Origin of the sequence: Streptomyces sp. NBC_00287, assembly GCF_036173105.1 — a bacterium.
Lineage (GTDB): Bacteria > Actinomycetota > Actinomycetes > Streptomycetales > Streptomycetaceae > Streptomyces.
Genome location: NZ_CP108053.1, coordinates 5,568,998 through 5,583,075, shown reverse-complemented (window position 1 = coordinate 5,583,075; position 14,078 = coordinate 5,568,998). Strand labels below are relative to the sequence as shown.

The following is a 14,078-nucleotide window of genomic DNA, read 5'->3' as shown; positions in this document are numbered from 1 at the left end:
TGAGCCTGCACATTCGTACGTCCTTCCCCTACGAGACGACCCACGAGGACCTCCGCATCCCGCTCGCGGACGGAACTCTGCTCTACGCGCGCGTGTGGCGCCCGCTGACCGACGAGCCCGTACCGGCGCTCCTCGAATACCTCCCGTACCGCCTGACCGACTGGACGGCCCCGCGCGACTTCCAGCGCCACCCCTGGTACGCCGGTCACGGCTACGCCTCCGTCCGGGTGGATGTCCGCGGGCACGGCAACAGCGAGGGGCTGCCCACGGACGAGTACTCGGCGACGGAGCTGGCCGACGGGGTCGAGGTGGTCAACTGGCTGGCGGCCCAGCCCTGGTGCGACGGCAAGGTCGGTATGTTCGGCATCTCCTGGGGCGGCTTCAACTCCCTCCAGATCGCGGCCCTCGCGCCCGAGCCGCTCAAGGCGATCGTCACGGTCTGCTCCACCGACGATCGCTATGACAACGACGTGCACTACACGGGAGGTTCCGTCCTCGCGGTGGACATGCACGCCTGGGCGGCCACGATGCTCGCCTTCGTCTCCCGGCCGCCCGATCCGCTCTACGCCGGGGACGCCTGGCGGGACCTTTGGCTCAAGCGCCTGGAGGCCGTGGAACCGTTCCTGCACACCTGGCTGACCCACCAGACCCGGGACGACTACTGGCGCCACGGCAGCGTGTGCGAGGACTACGGCGCGATCGAGGCCGCCGTGCTGGCGGTGGGCGGCTGGCACGACCCGTACCGCGACACCGTGCTCCGACTCGTCGAACACCTGCCCGCCGACCGCGTCCGGGGGCTGATCGGCCCCTGGTCCCACCAGTACCCCGACCGCGGCCTGCCGCCAGGACCGGCGATCGGCTTCCTCCAGGAGACCCTGCGCTGGTGGGACCACTGGCTGAAGGGCAAGGGCACCCTCCCCGAGCCCCTCCTACGGGCCTACGTCAGTGACTCCCACCCGCCCGCCACGGTCTACGACACCCTGCCCGGCCGCTGGGTCGGCGAGCCGGCCTGGCCCTCCCCTCACATCACGAACGTGACGTACGCCCTCCAGGGCGCCCCCGTGCTCGTACGGTCCCCCATGCACACCGGCGTGGACGCCGGCCGCTTCTTCCCGTTCGGGAACGACGCCGATCTGCCGCCGGACCAGCGGGAGGAGGACGGGCGCTCGGCCTGCTTCGAGTTCGCGGTGGGCGAGGAGACCTGGGTGCTGGGGCGGCCGAAGGTGCGGCTGCGGCTCACCTCGGAGGTGCCGCGCGGGCAGGTGATCGCGCGGGTCTGCGATGTCGCCCCCGACGGCTCCTCGACCCTGGTCGCGCGGGGCGTGCTGAACCTCTCCGCGCGCCACGGCCGCGACCGGGTGGTGCCGTGGGAGCCGGGCGCCACGCAGGACGTCGAGTTCGAGCTGAACGGCATCGGGCACGCCCTCCCGGCCGGGCATCGCATCCGGCTCGCGGTGTCGTCGGCGTACTGGCCGTGGGTCTGGCCGCAGGCGGAGTCGGGGGCGGGGTTCACGCTGGATCCGGCGGGGAGCTTTCTGGAACTGCCGGTACGCGCGCGTGGGGCGTCTTCCGGGACGGACGTCGCCTTCGACACTGCCTTCGACATCGCCTTCGACATCGCCTTCGACATCGCCTTCGAGGAGCCGGAACAGGCCGAGCCCCTCGGCGTGAGCTACCCGGTGACGCTGGACGAGCCGCGCCCCGAGCGGCTGGTCACCCGTGACGTGGCCAAGGACGAGTGGCGGCTTGAGGTCGATCCGCGGTACGGCGGCACGCGCGTGTACCCCGACGGCCTGGAGTTCACCGAGGACGCGCTGGAGACGTACACGATCCGGTCCACCGACCCCTTGTCGGCCCGCGCCCGCTCGGACTGGACGATCCGGCTGCACCGTCCGGAGCTGGCCTGGGACACGAGTGTGCGGACCCGCTCCGAGATCACGTGCGATGCGAAGGACTTCATCGCCTCGAATGAGGTGATTTGCACGGATGGTGGCGAAGTGGTCTTCCATCGGACATGGGAGAAGCGGATTCCGCGAACGGCGGGTTGATACGGGCCCATTGGGGTCGATTGACCGATTTAAGCTATCTTGCACTTGCGCGTGACTTGGCTCACGCGCGTATACCCACAGGCACCCCACAGGCTTCCCTCGACACCCGCTTGAAGGCCGCCAGTTGAGCCTTGGCGACCGCAAAGACCCCAGCCCCGTCTGCCACTCGAACGAAGATCAAAGTGCTGGATATGTGAATCCGCTACTTGTTTCGGACATGTGCTCTCGCATACGTTCCCGGCCTGTCGGGCGGACGCCTAATCCTGCCGCCGTCCGGCTCCACCGAGATTCTTCGTACGGCAGGAGCGGGGGACCCAGGTAAGTCGCCGTGCCGGACGTCTTCGGACGCGTCGGTACGGCTCGGGGTGAAGTCGCGTGCCCTTCACGGTGCGCGGCCGGGCAGCTCCCGCCCGAACCCGACAGCTCACCTCGCAGGCGCCGGAGAGGAACTTCGCCATGCCTGCTGCCGCTCAGCACCGTCGTACCCGCCTCGCCCGCAAGCTCGCCGTCCTCGGCACCGGCGCCGCCGTACTGGCGCTCCCGCTCATCGGCGCGACCAGCGCCTCGGCGGCCACCCCGACCGTCACCACCGCCGCCTCGCTCGGGTACGCCAACAACCTGGACGGCTGGATCCGCGCGTCCCTCCAGGTCATGGCGCAGAACGGCATCCCCGGCTCGTACGACGGCATCTACCGCAACATCATGCGGGAGTCCTCGGGCAACCAGTACGCGATCAACAACTGGGACTCCAACGCCGCCGCCGGCACCCCGTCCAAGGGCCTGCTCCAGGTGATCGACCCGACCTTCCAGGCGTACCACGTCTCCGGCACCTCGTACGACCCCTACGACCCGGTCGCGAACATCACCGCCGCCTGCAACTACGCGTCTCAGCGGTACGGCTCGATCGACAACGTCTTCGGGGCGTACTGAGCCTTTCCATGGCTACCGGAAGAGTCTTTCGAGGACGACGGCGATGCCGTCGTCCTCGTTCGACAGGGTGATCTCGTCGGCCACCGCCTTGAGTTCGGGGTGGGCATTGGCCATCGCGACACCGTGGGCCGCCCAGTCGAACATCGGGATGTCGTTGGGCATGTCGCCGAAGGCGATGGTCTCCCGCGGGCCGAGCCCCAGATGCCGGGCCGCCAGCGCCAGACCCGTCGCCTTGGTGATGCCGCATGGCTGAAGTTCGACGGTCCCGGGGCCCGACATGGTGACCGTCGCCAGCGAACCCACCACCGAGCGCGCCGTCGCCGCCAACTGGTCGTCGGACAGCTCGGGATGGCGCAGCAGCACCTTGCTGATCGGCTCGCACCACAGGTCGTCGCGCCGCCCGACCCGCACCGCGGGCAGGGTGGGGTGCGGCATCAGGTAGCCGGGCTCGATCAGCGTGAGCCCGTCGACGCCGTCCTGGTCGACCGCCGCGTACACCTGCCCCACCTCGGCCTCGATCTTGCCGAGCGCGGTCTCCGCCAACTCCCGGTCCAGGGTGACGGACCACAGCAGGCGGTCCGCCCCGGCGTCGTACACCTGCGCGCCCTGCCCGCACACCGCGAGCCCCTTGCTGCCCAGGTCGTCCAGGAGCGGCCGCACTCTGGGCGCCGGACGGCCGGTCACCACCAGGTGCCGGGCGCCGGACTCCGCCACCCTCGCGAGCGCGGCCAGCGACCGGTCGGAGAGCGTGTCGTCGCCTCGGAGGAGGGTTCCGTCCAGGTCGGTGGCGATGAGTGAATATGCGATGGGTGCGGCCATGATCAGAGAATACGGACAGGACGCCCCGCCGACTCAGCGCGAACCGGACGACCCCGGCGTCACCACCACCCCGCGCGCCCCCTCCAACTCCCTTGTCATCGTCAGCTTCTGGTGAAAAAGGGGCACTGCGGTGACGGCTGGGGGCGAGTGGTGCGACCGGCAAGGTCCTGGACGGCTTCGAGACGCCGGGCAGCGCGCCCGAGGATCCTGTCGGCGGCGCCACCTCCGCTTTCGGCACTGCCCAAGACGGGTGCCCCACCCGTAACGTGTGCGACGACGACACGGACCCGTGGCACGCACGAGAGTGAGGCAGCACCCATGCCCCCCTTTGATGTCCCCGAGGGCGACCCCTTCGGCCCGCACAACCTTCCGTACGGTGTCTTCTCCATCCCCGGCGGGGACAGCGCGCGCCGGGTCGGGGTAAGGCTCGGTGACCATGTCCTCGACGCGGGCGCGGCTGCGCTGGCGCTGGGTTCCCCGTACGCCTCCCTGCTCGCCCGGCCCACGCTCAACCCGCTGCTGGCCGCGGGCCGCACCGCCTGGTCGGACGTGCGCCGCGCGCTGACGGCCTGGGTCACGGTGCCGTCCCACCGGGAGACCATCGAGCCCCTGTTCCACCCGCTCTCCTCGGTGACCCTGCACCTCCCCTTCGAGGTCGCGGACTACGTCGACTTCTACGCCTCCGAGAACCACGCACGGAACGTCGGCCAGATGTTCCGCCCGGACGCGGCGGACTCCCTCACCCCGAACTGGAAGCACCTCCCGATCGGCTACCACGGCCGCTCGGGCACGGTCGTGGTCTCGGGCACGGATGTCGTACGGCCGTCGGGCCAGCGCAAGGCGCCGACCGACGCGGCACCCGTCTTCGGCCCGTCCGTCCGCCTGGACATCGAGGCGGAGGTCGGTTTCGTGGTGGGGGTGCCCTCGGCGATGGGCAGCCCGGTCGGCCTCTCCGACTTCCGGGAGCACGTCTTCGGCCTGTGCCTGCTCAACGACTGGTCCGCGCGCGACGTCCAGGCCTGGGAGTACGTCCCTCTCGGCCCCTTCCTCGGCAAGTCCTTCGCCACGTCGGTGTCGGCGTGGATCACCCCGCTGGACGCGCTGGACGAGGCGCGCGTGGCCCCTCCGGAGCGCACCCACGATCTGCTCCCCTACCTGGACGACGCGGCCGAGGAACCCGGCGGCTACGACCTGCGCATCTCGGTGTCGCTCAACGGCCATGTGATCTCCGAACCTCCCTTCTCGACGATGTACTGGACGGCCGCCCAGCAGTTGGCCCACATGACGGTCAACGGCGCCTCCCTGCGCACCGGCGACCTCTACGGCTCCGGCACGGTCAGCGGCCCGACGGAACACGAACGCGGCTCCTTGCTGGAGCTCACCTGGAACGGCCGCGACGTCCTCGAACTCCCCGACGGCAAGCGGACCTTCCTTGAGAACGGCGACGTGGTGACACTGTCGGCGTGGGCTCCGGGGGCGGACGGGGCGCGTGTGGGGCTGGGTGAGGTCACCGGGCGAGTGGTGGCGGGTTGAGGGGTCCTGACCTGTCCCTTGCCGAATAGCCCGCGCCCGTACGGGAGTTGACGCTCGTGGCCGACTCCTCTCGGATCATCCCCTTTCCCGTCCCGTTGGACGTTTAGTGGGACGTTTAGTTGGTCTCCGACGTCTGCCGTGTGCCGTCCGTCGCCGTCATACTTGGCGGCGGACGGTGCGCGCGGCACACGTTCCGCACCGCCCGCGCACAGCCCGCCCGCAGCCGCCCTTGTCCCGACCAGGATCCGGAGCCCGTGGCATGACTGTCTGCCTGCTCCTGCTGAGCGCCGTCGCTCTGACGGCCGCCGTGCCGGTACCGCGTTCCCTGACCCGGGCCGCGTGGCCGGAACGGGAGCCGGTGGTCGGGCTGTGGGTGTGGCAGTGCCTGGTCGCCACCGTCCTGCTGTGCTGTCTGACGGCCCTGGTCCTGGGCGCCGCCACCGTCTTCCAAACGGTCCGCGACCATGTCTTCGCACCCGCGCCGCCGGCGGTGACCGCGGCGTACGACCTCTCCGCGGCGCCGGTCTGGGCGGCGGCCCTCACGCTGCTCCTGGCCTGCGGCGCGGCCTGGACGACGGCGATGCTGGCCCGCGAGCTGGTCGAGGCGCGCCGCAGCCGCGGCCAGGCCAGGGCCCACCTGAGCGAACGCGCTCCGGACCTGCCCGCAGGTCTGCCGGCCGCACGCGGCCCTCTCCTGGTGCTGGAGGACGAATACCCGGACGCCTGGTGGATGCCCGGCAACCCGCCCCAGCTGATCGTCACCACAGGTGCCCTGCACCGTCTGACCGACCACCAGCTGGACGCCGTCCTCACCCACGAACGCGGCCACGCCCGAGCCCGCCACGACTGGCTACTGCACCTCTCCACCGCCCTTGCCACCGGCTTCCCCCGCATTCCCCTGTTCGCCCACTTCTGCGACCAGACCCACCGCCTGGTCGAACTGGCCGCCGACGACACGGCCTCCCGCCGCTGCGGCCACCTGACGACGGCGCTGGCCCTGATCGAGCTCAACCAACACCGAGGCGTCCTCTCCTGCGCCTCCAGCCACCGCCTCCTCGGCGAACGAGTAGACCGCCTCCTGGAACCCCCACCCCGCCTGGGCCGCCGCGACCGAGCCCTGACGACGGCGGTGGCAGCACTGGTCCCCCTGGTACCACTCCTGATCACGTTCGCACCGGGCTTGACCGCGCTGGGCTAGAAGTCGGCCTAGCTCTTGAAGTCGGCGTAGCTCTCAGGGCTGCCGTAGCTACGCCGACCCCCACACCGGCCGCACCCTCACACCCAGTCGTCCGGCTCCGGCTCCGCGTCCATCTCGGGCCAGTGATCCCCCTCGGCCTCGGGCGCGGCCCCGCTCCCAGCCCCCGAATCCAGCCCGGCGAGAACCCCGATCACGCCCTCCCCATAGGTCGCCAGCTTCTTCTCCCCCACCCCGCTGACGCTCCCCAACTCCCGTACCGACGAGGGCCAAACGGTCACGATCTCCCGAAGCGTCGCATCATGGAAGATCACATAAGCCGGAACCCCCTGCTCCCGGGCCTGCTCCGCCCGCCAGGCCCGCAACGCCTCAAACGCGGGCACCAGACGCTCCGGCAACTCGACCACGGCAGCCTTCGCCTTCCGCTCGCCCTTCCCGGACGAACCAGAAGCCGACCGCGAGGTCACCGGCTTCTTCGGCTCCTTCCGCAGCGGCACCTCCCGCTCCCGCCGCAGCACCGCCCCACTGCCCTCGGTCAGCACAAGCGTCCCGTACTCCCCCTCGACGGCCAGCAGCCCCTGCGCCAGCAACTGCCGGATGACGCCCCGCCATTCGCCCTCGCTCAGCTCCTCCCCGATACCGAAGACGGACAGCTGGTCATGGTCGAACTGGATCACCTTCCCGGTGCGCTTCCCCAGCAGAATGTCGACGATCTGCACCGCCCCGAACTTCTGCCCCCGCTCCCGCTGCAGCCGCACCACCGTCGACAACACCTTCTGCGCCGCGACGGTCCCGTCCCAGGTCTCGGGCGGCGTGAGGCAGGTGTCGCAGTTGCCGCAACCGGACGGATCCGGATCCTGGCCGAAGTAGGCGAGCAGCTGCCCCCGCCGGCACTGAGCCGTCTCGCACAGCGCCAGCATCGCGTCCAGATGGGCGGCCGCCCGCCGTCGGAACGCCTCGTCACCCTCGCCCGACTGGATCAGCTTGCGCTGCTGTATGACGTCATTGAGCCCGTACGCCATCCACGCCGTGGACGGCAGCCGGTCCCGCCCCGCACGGCCCGTCTCCTGGTAGTAGCCCTCGACCGACTTGGGCAGATCCAGGTGCGCGACGAACCGCACGTCCGGCTTGTCGATCCCCATGCCGAAAGCGATCGTCGCCACCACGACAAGCCCGTCCTCACGCAGGAACCGGGACTGGTGCGCCGCACGCGTCCCCGAGTCGAGACCCGCGTGATACGGCACCGCCTCGATGCCGTTGCGGCTGAGGAACTCCGCCGTCTTGTCCACGGAGTTGCGCGAGAGGCAGTACACGATGCCCGCGTCCCCGGCATGCTCCTCGCGCAGGAAGCTCAGCAACTGCTTCTTGGGGTCGGCCTTCGGCACGATCCGGTACTGGATGTTGGGCCGGTCGAAGCTGGCCACGAAGTGCCGGGCCGTCGGCATGTTCAGCCGCTCGGTGATCTCCTGGTGCGTCGCCGCGGTGGCGGTCGCCGTGAGCGCGATCCGCGGAACGTCCGGCCAGCGCTCCCCGAGCAGGGACAGCATCAGATAGTCGGGGCGGAAGTCATGGCCCCACTGGGACACACAGTGCGCCTCGTCGATCGCGAACACCGCGATCTTGCCCCGGGAGAGCAGATCCAGCGTGGAGTCGAGCCGTAGCCGCTCCGGCGCGAGGTACAGCAGATCCAGCTCGCCCGCCAGGAACTCGGCCTCCACCACCCGGCGCTCGTCGAAGTCCTGAGTGGAGTTCATGAACCCGGCGCGCACACCCAGCGCCCGCAGCGCGTCCACCTGGTCCTGCATCAGCGCGATCAGCGGCGAGACGACGATGCCCGTACCTGGTCTGACCAGGGACGGGATCTGGTAGCACAGCGACTTGCCGCCGCCGGTCGGCATGAGGACGACGGCGTCGCCGCCGGCCACCACATGCTCGATGACCGCTTCCTGCTCGTCCCGGAAGGCCTCGTACCCGAAGACCCTGTGGAGCGTGGCCAGCGCCTCGCTCTCGGCTACCGCTGTCATTGCACCGATCCCGCCCGTCCCGCCCATCGCCGTGCCCCCGTACGTCGCTCCTCGACCACTGCGTCCACGATAGGCGTCCGCACCGACAGCGCCGGAGTTATCCACAGGCCGCTTCGATGACGTTCGGTAGTCATTCGTATGACTGCCGTCACATGGCATGCCCTCGGCGGCCGGAACATGCTCTTCGGGCGGGACAAGGGGAGGCCCACCCACCTCTCGACCTCGACGGACGGAGCGCCGTACGAGCGTGTCTACAAGACCAACCCCAAGGGTCTCCTCGAGGGCTTCAACCCCGAGGTGAAGTGCCCGAAGGCCTGACCGGACACAGACGAAAGCCCCGGCTCCCGCCACGGGATCCGGGGCCTGCGTACCAGCACCGCAGGTCAGCGCACGAACACCCCGGCGTCGCTCGCGAGCTCCAGGAAGTACTGCGGCGCCACACCGAGCACCAGGGTGACCGCCACGCCGACCCCGATCGCCGTCATCGTCAGCGGCGACGGCACGGCGACCGTCGGGCCCTCGGGCCGCGGCTCGCTGAAGAACATCAGCACGATGACGCGGATGTAGAAGAACGCCGCGATGGCCGACGAGATCACACCGACCACGACCAGCGGAGCCGCCCCGCCCTCCGCCGCCGCCTTGAACACGGCGAACTTCCCGGCGAACCCGGAGGTCAGCGGGATGCCCGCGAAGGCCAGCAGGAACACCGCGAACACGGCCGCCACCAGGGGTGAACGCCGGCCGAGCCCCGCCCACTTGGACAGATGCGTCGCCTCGCCCCCGGCGTCCCGCACCAGCGTGACGACCGCGAAGGCGCCGATCGTCACGAAGGAGTAGGCAGCCAGGTAGAAGAGGACGGACGACACACCGTCCGGCGTGGTCGCGATGACACCGGCGAGGATGAAGCCCGCGTGCGCGATCGACGAGTACGCCAGCAGCCGCTTGATGTCGGTCTGCGTGATCGCGACGATGGCGCCGCCCAGCATGGTGATGATCGCGACGGCCCACATGACCGGCCGCCAGTCCCAGCGCAGGCCGGGCAGCACCACGTACAGCACACGCAGCAGCGCACCGAACGCCGCCACCTTGGTCGCCGCCGCCATGAAGCCGGTCACCGGAGTCGGCGCGCCCTGGTACACATCCGGCGTCCACATGTGGAAGGGCACGGCGCCGACCTTGAACAGCAGGCCCATGACGAGCATCGCCATGCCGATCAGCAGCAGCGCGTCATTGCCCATGGTGTCCGCGAGGGCCGGGTCGACGGTGGTGAGGGTGCCGTCGACGACCTGCGCGATCGTCGCGTACGACACCGAGCCCGCGTAGCCGTACAGCAGCGCGATGCCGAACAGGGTGAACGCGGAGGCGAAGGCACCGAGCAGGAAGTACTTCACCGCCGCTTCCTGCGACATCAGCCGCTTGCGGCGGGCGAGGGCGCACATCAGGTACAGCGGGAGGGAGAAGACCTCCAGCGCGATGAACAGGGTCAGCAGGTCGTTGGCCGCCGGGAAGATCAGCATGCCGGCGACCGCGAAGAGCAGCAGCGGGAACACCTCGGTGGTGGTGAACCCGGCCTTCACCGCGGCCTTTTCGCTGTCGCTGCCCGGCACGGACGCGGCCTGCGCGGCGAAGGAGTCGACCCGGTTGCCGTGCATCTCCGGATCCAGCCGCCGTTCGGCGAAGGTGAACAGGCCGACCAGGCCGGCCAGCAGGATCGTGCCCTGGAGGAAGAGGGCCGGGCCGTCGACGGCGATGGCGCCCATCGCCACGATGCCCGCCTTCGTGGTGCCGTATCCGTCGGCCGCGAGCGCGACCACCGCGGCGAATGCGGCGGTGAGCGCGACGGCGGAGACGAACACCTGGGCGTAGTAGCGGGACTTGCGCGGGACGACCGCCTCGATCAGCACCCCCACGATCGCCGCGCCGACGACGATCAGCGTGGGCGACAATTGTCCGTATTCGATCTTCGGCGCGTCGATCTTCGAGATCGGATCGGCCGCGGTTGTCCACAGGCTGTGGACGGCTGATGCGCTCACTTGGCCGCCTCCACCTCGGGCTGGGGGTCCTTCTTCTGAACGTCGGACATGGTCTGCTCGACCGCCGGGTTGACGATGTCCGTGACGGGCTTCGGGTAGACGCCCAGGAAGATCAGCAGTACGACCAGCGGGGCGACGACCGCAAGTTCCCGCACCCTCAGGTCGGGCATCGCGGAGACCTCGGGCTTCACCGGGCCCGTCATCGTCCGCTGGTACAGGACGAGGGTGTAGAGCGCGGCGAGCACGATGCCGAAGGTGGCGATGATGCCGACCGCCGGGTATCTCGTGTACGTGCCCACGAGGACCAGGAACTCACTGACGAACGGCGCGAGTCCGGGCAGCGACAGCGTCGCCAGACCGCCGATCAGGAAGGTGCCCGCGAGGACCGGGGCGACCTTCTGCACTCCGCCGTAGTCGGCGATGAGCCGCGAGCCGCGCCGCGAGATCAGGAAGCCGGCCACCAGCATCAACGCGGCCGTCGAGATCCCGTGGTTGACCATGTACAGCGTCGCGCCCGACTGGCCCTGGCTGGTCATCGCGAAGATGCCCATGATGATGAAGCCGAAGTGCGAGATCGACGCGTAGGCCACCAGACGCTTGATGTCCCGCTGGCCGACGGCGAGCAGCGCGCCGTAGATGATGCTGATCAGCGCCAGGACGAGGATGGCGGGCGTCGCCCACTTCGAGGCCTCGGGGAACAGGCCGAGGCAGAAGCGGAGCATCGCGAAGGTGCCGACCTTGTCGACAACTGCCGTGATCAGCACGGCGACCGGGGCGGTGGCCTCACCCATGGCGTTGGGCAGCCAGGTGTGCAGCGGCCACAGTGGGGCCTTCACCGCGAAAGCGAAGAAGAAGCCCAGGAACAGCCAGCGCTCGGTGTCGGTCGCCATGTCCAGCGAGCCGTTGGCACGCGCCTCGGCGATCTCGGGGAGCGAGAAGTTCCCGGCGACCACGTAGAGGCCGATCACCGCGGCCAGCATGATCAGTCCGCCGGCCAGGTTGTAGAGGAGGAACTTCACCGCGGCGTACGAGCGTTGGGTGGACGCCGCCTCCTCGCCGTGCTCGTGGGCACGGTCCCCGAAGCCTCCGATGAGGAAGTACATCGGGATGAGCATGGCCTCGAAGAAGATGTAGAAGAGGAAGACGTCGGTGGCCTCGAAGGAGATGATCACCATCGCCTCGACGGCCAGGATCAGGGCGAAGAAACCCTGGGTGGGCCGCCAGCGCTTGCTGCCGGTCTCCAACGGGTCGGCGTCGTGCCAGCCCGCGAGGATGATGAACGGGATCAGTACGGCGGTCAGCGCGATCAGGGCCACCGCGATGCCGTCCACGCCCAGGTCGTAGCGGACCCCGAACTCCTTGATCCAGGAGTGGGATTCGGTGAGCTGGTAGCGGTCGCCGTCCGGGTCGAAGCGGACCAGGATCGTGACGGCGAACGCGAGGGTGGCGAGCGAGAAGAGCAGCGCCAGCCACTTGGCGGTCGTCCGCCGCGCGGCCGGTACGGCGGCCGTGACGACCGCCCCGATCGCGGGGAGCGCCGCCGTCGCTGTCAGCAGGGGAAAGGACATCGGTATCAGACCGCCCTCATCAGCAGGGTCGCGGCGACGAGGAGTGCCGCACCGCCGAACATCGAGACCGCGTACGACCGTGCGAAGCCGTTCTGCAGCTTGCGCAGCCGTCCGGAGAGGCCGCCGACCGAGGCCGCCGTGCCGTTGACGACGCCGTCGACCAGGGTGTGGTCGACGTACACCAGGGACCGCGTCAGGTGCTCGCCGCCGCGGACGAGGACGACGTGGTTGAAGTCGTCCTGGAGCAGATCGCGCCGGGCGGCCCGGGTGAGCAGCGACCCGCGCGGGGCGACGACCGGGACCGGGCGGCGACCGTACTGGAGATAGGCGGTGGTGACGCCGATGACCATGACGGCCACCGTGGCCGTCGTGACCGTGGCCGCGCTGAGCGGCGAGTCGCCGTGGCTGTGTCCGGTGATCGGCTCCAGCCAGTGCAGGAAGCGGTCGCCGACGCTGAACAGACCGCCCGCGAAGACCGATCCGAAGGCCAGCAGGATCATCGGGATCGTCATGGAACTGGGCGACTCGTGCGGGTGCGGCTCATGCCCGTGCTCGTCGGGCTGCCAGCGCTTCTCGCCGAAGAACGTCAGCAGCATCACGCGCGTCATGTAGTACGCCGTGATCGCCGCGCCCAGCAGGGCGCAGCCGCCGAGGATCCAGCCCTCGGTGCCGCCCTTGGCGAACGCCGCCTCGATGATCTTGTCCTTGGAGAAGAAGCCGGACAGGCCCGGGAAGCCGATGATGGCGAGGTAGCCGAGGCCGAAGGTGATGAAGGTGACCGGCATGTACTTCCTCAGGCCGCCGTACTTCCTCATGTCGACCTCGTCGTTCATGCCGTGCATGACCGAACCGGCGCCGAGGAACAGCCCGGCCTTGAAGAAGCCGTGGGTCACCAGGTGCATGATCGCGAAGACATAGCCGATGGGGCCGAGGCCCGCCGCAAGGACCATGTAGCCGATCTGCGACATGGTCGAGCCGGCCAGCGCCTTCTTGATGTCGTCCTTCGCGCAACCGACGATCGCACCGAACAGGAGCGTGACGGCACCGACGATGGTGACGACCAGTTGCGCGTCCGGGGCGGCGTTGAAGATCGCTCCGGAGCGGACGATCAGGTAGACGCCCGCGGTCACCATCGTCGCGGCGTGGATGAGGGCCGAGACCGGGGTCGGGCCCTCCATCGCGTCCCCGAGCCAGGACTGCAGCGGCACCTGGGCGGACTTGCCGCAGGCGGCGAGCAGCAGCATCAGGCCGATGGCGGTGAGCGTGCCCTCGGAGGTCTCACCGACGAGACCGGGCTCCTCGTGGCTGCCGAGGAGCGGGCCGAAGGCGAAGGTACCGAAGGTGGTGAACATGATCATGATCGCGATCGACAGACCCATGTCGCCGACGCGGTTGACCAGGAACGCCTTCTTCGCAGCCGTCGCGGCACTGGGCTTGTGCTGCCAGAAGCCGATCAGCAGGTAGGAGGCGAGACCGACGCCCTCCCAGCCGACGTACAGCAGGAGGTAGTTGTCGGCGAGGACGAGCAGCAGCATCGCCGCGAGGAACAGGTTCAGATAGCCGAAGAAGCGGCGGCGCCGCTCGTCGTGCTCCATGTACCCGACCGAGTACAGGTGGATCAGCGAGCCGACGCCGGTGATCAGCAGGACGAACGTCATCGACAGCTGGTCGAGCTGGAAGGCGACGTCGGCCTGGAAGCCCTCAACCGGGATCCAGCTGAACAGGTGCTGGGTCAGCGTCCGGTGTTCGGCGTCCTTGCCCAGCAGGTCGACGAAGAGGATCGCGCCGAGCACGAAGGACACGAACGCGAGCACCGTGCCGATCCAGTGGCCGACGGCGTCCAGGCGCCGGCCGCCGCACAGCAGGACCGCCGCTCCGAGCAGGGGCGCCGCGATGAGCAGCGCAATCAGGTTCTCCACGATTCAGCG

10 protein-coding genes and 1 riboswitch are annotated in these 14,078 nt (G+C 69.5%); of the genes, 5 read left to right on the top strand and 5 right to left on the bottom strand.

What is annotated here, in order from left to right; all coding sequences use genetic code 11:
• Positions 1-5 precede the first annotated feature (5 nt).
• Both OHT76_RS25505 and OHT76_RS25500 read left to right on the top strand, forming a co-directional pair.
• Positions 6-2,048 (top strand): CocE/NonD family hydrolase, encoded by a 2,043-nt coding sequence (locus OHT76_RS25505; RefSeq protein ID WP_328876617.1) that lies wholly within the window; start codon positions 6-8, stop codon positions 2,046-2,048.
• Positions 2,049-2,318: 270 nt separating this feature from the next.
• Positions 2,319-2,501: riboswitch (cyclic di-AMP (ydaO/yuaA leader) on the top strand.
• A 3-nt stretch (positions 2,502-2,504) separates the two neighbouring features.
• Entirely contained in the window at positions 2,505-2,978 is a 474-nt protein-coding gene (locus tag OHT76_RS25500; protein WP_328873193.1) for a transglycosylase SLT domain-containing protein, read from the top strand.
• A gap of 12 nt (positions 2,979-2,990) precedes the next feature.
• Here the strand turns inward: OHT76_RS25500 and OHT76_RS25495 are convergent, their stop codons facing one another.
• The gene (locus tag OHT76_RS25495) at positions 2,991-3,797 is read right to left on the bottom strand and encodes an HAD family hydrolase (RefSeq protein WP_328873192.1); all 807 of its coding nucleotides are present in this window, start codon (positions 3,795-3,797) and stop codon (positions 2,991-2,993) included.
• A 318-nt stretch (positions 3,798-4,115) separates the two neighbouring features.
• On the opposite strand from OHT76_RS25495, the gene fahA reads away from it, so the two are divergent.
• On the top strand, positions 4,116-5,330 hold the full coding sequence (gene fahA / locus OHT76_RS25490) for a fumarylacetoacetase (protein WP_328873191.1): 1,215 nt from the start codon (positions 4,116-4,118) through the stop codon (positions 5,328-5,330).
• Between the two features lie 259 nt (positions 5,331-5,589).
• Positions 5,590-6,528, top strand: coding sequence for a M56 family metallopeptidase (locus tag OHT76_RS25485; protein WP_328873190.1), 939 nt, complete (start codon positions 5,590-5,592; stop codon positions 6,526-6,528).
• Positions 6,529-6,605: 77 nt separating this feature from the next.
• Here the strand turns inward: OHT76_RS25485 and recQ are convergent, their stop codons facing one another.
• The gene (gene recQ, locus OHT76_RS25480; RefSeq protein ID WP_328873189.1) at positions 6,606-8,576 is read right to left on the bottom strand and encodes a DNA helicase RecQ; all 1,971 of its coding nucleotides are present in this window, start codon (positions 8,574-8,576) and stop codon (positions 6,606-6,608) included.
• Positions 8,577-8,687: 111 nt separating this feature from the next.
• On the opposite strand from recQ, the gene OHT76_RS25475 reads away from it, so the two are divergent.
• On the top strand, positions 8,688-8,867 hold the full coding sequence (locus OHT76_RS25475) for a hypothetical protein (protein WP_328873188.1): 180 nt from the start codon (positions 8,688-8,690) through the stop codon (positions 8,865-8,867).
• A 65-nt stretch (positions 8,868-8,932) separates the two neighbouring features.
• Here the strand turns inward: OHT76_RS25475 and nuoN are convergent, their stop codons facing one another.
• The 3 genes from nuoN to nuoL are packed head-to-tail and all read right to left on the bottom strand — an operon-like array spanning position 8,933 to position 14,069.
• Positions 8,933-10,582, bottom strand: coding sequence for an NADH-quinone oxidoreductase subunit NuoN (gene nuoN / locus OHT76_RS25470; protein ID WP_328873187.1), 1,650 nt, complete (start codon positions 10,580-10,582; stop codon positions 8,933-8,935).
• Entirely contained in the window at positions 10,579-12,150 is a 1,572-nt protein-coding gene (locus OHT76_RS25465) for an NADH-quinone oxidoreductase subunit M (protein ID WP_328873186.1), read from the bottom strand. The genes nuoN and OHT76_RS25465 overlap by 4 nt, the downstream gene beginning before the upstream one ends.
• 5 nt (positions 12,151-12,155) lie before the next feature.
• A complete protein-coding gene (gene nuoL, locus OHT76_RS25460; RefSeq protein ID WP_328873185.1) occupies positions 12,156-14,069 on the bottom strand; it encodes an NADH-quinone oxidoreductase subunit L in 1,914 nt (637 codons plus the stop codon).
• Positions 14,070-14,078 lie beyond the last annotated feature (9 nt).

What these genes read in the sequence shown, in the direction of transcription:
- OHT76_RS25475 (WP_328873188.1), top strand. Translation starts at nt 8,688, where the DNA reads ATGACTGCCGTCACATGGCATGCCCTCGGCGGCCGGAACATGCTCTTC.
- OHT76_RS25485 (WP_328873190.1), top strand. Translation starts at nt 5,590, where the DNA reads ATGACTGTCTGCCTGCTCCTGCTGAGCGCCGTCGCTCTGACGGCCGCC.
- OHT76_RS25495 (WP_328873192.1), bottom strand. Translation starts at nt 3,797, where the DNA reads ATGGCCGCACCCATCGCATATTCACTCATCGCCACCGACCTGGACGGA.
- OHT76_RS25500 (WP_328873193.1), top strand. Translation starts at nt 2,505, where the DNA reads ATGCCTGCTGCCGCTCAGCACCGTCGTACCCGCCTCGCCCGCAAGCTC.
- recQ (WP_328873189.1), bottom strand. Translation starts at nt 8,576, where the DNA reads ATGGGCGGGACGGGCGGGATCGGTGCAATGACAGCGGTAGCCGAGAGC.
- OHT76_RS25465 (WP_328873186.1), bottom strand. Translation starts at nt 12,150, where the DNA reads ATGTCCTTTCCCCTGCTGACAGCGACGGCGGCGCTCCCCGCGATCGGG.
- fahA (WP_328873191.1), top strand. Translation starts at nt 4,116, where the DNA reads ATGCCCCCCTTTGATGTCCCCGAGGGCGACCCCTTCGGCCCGCACAAC.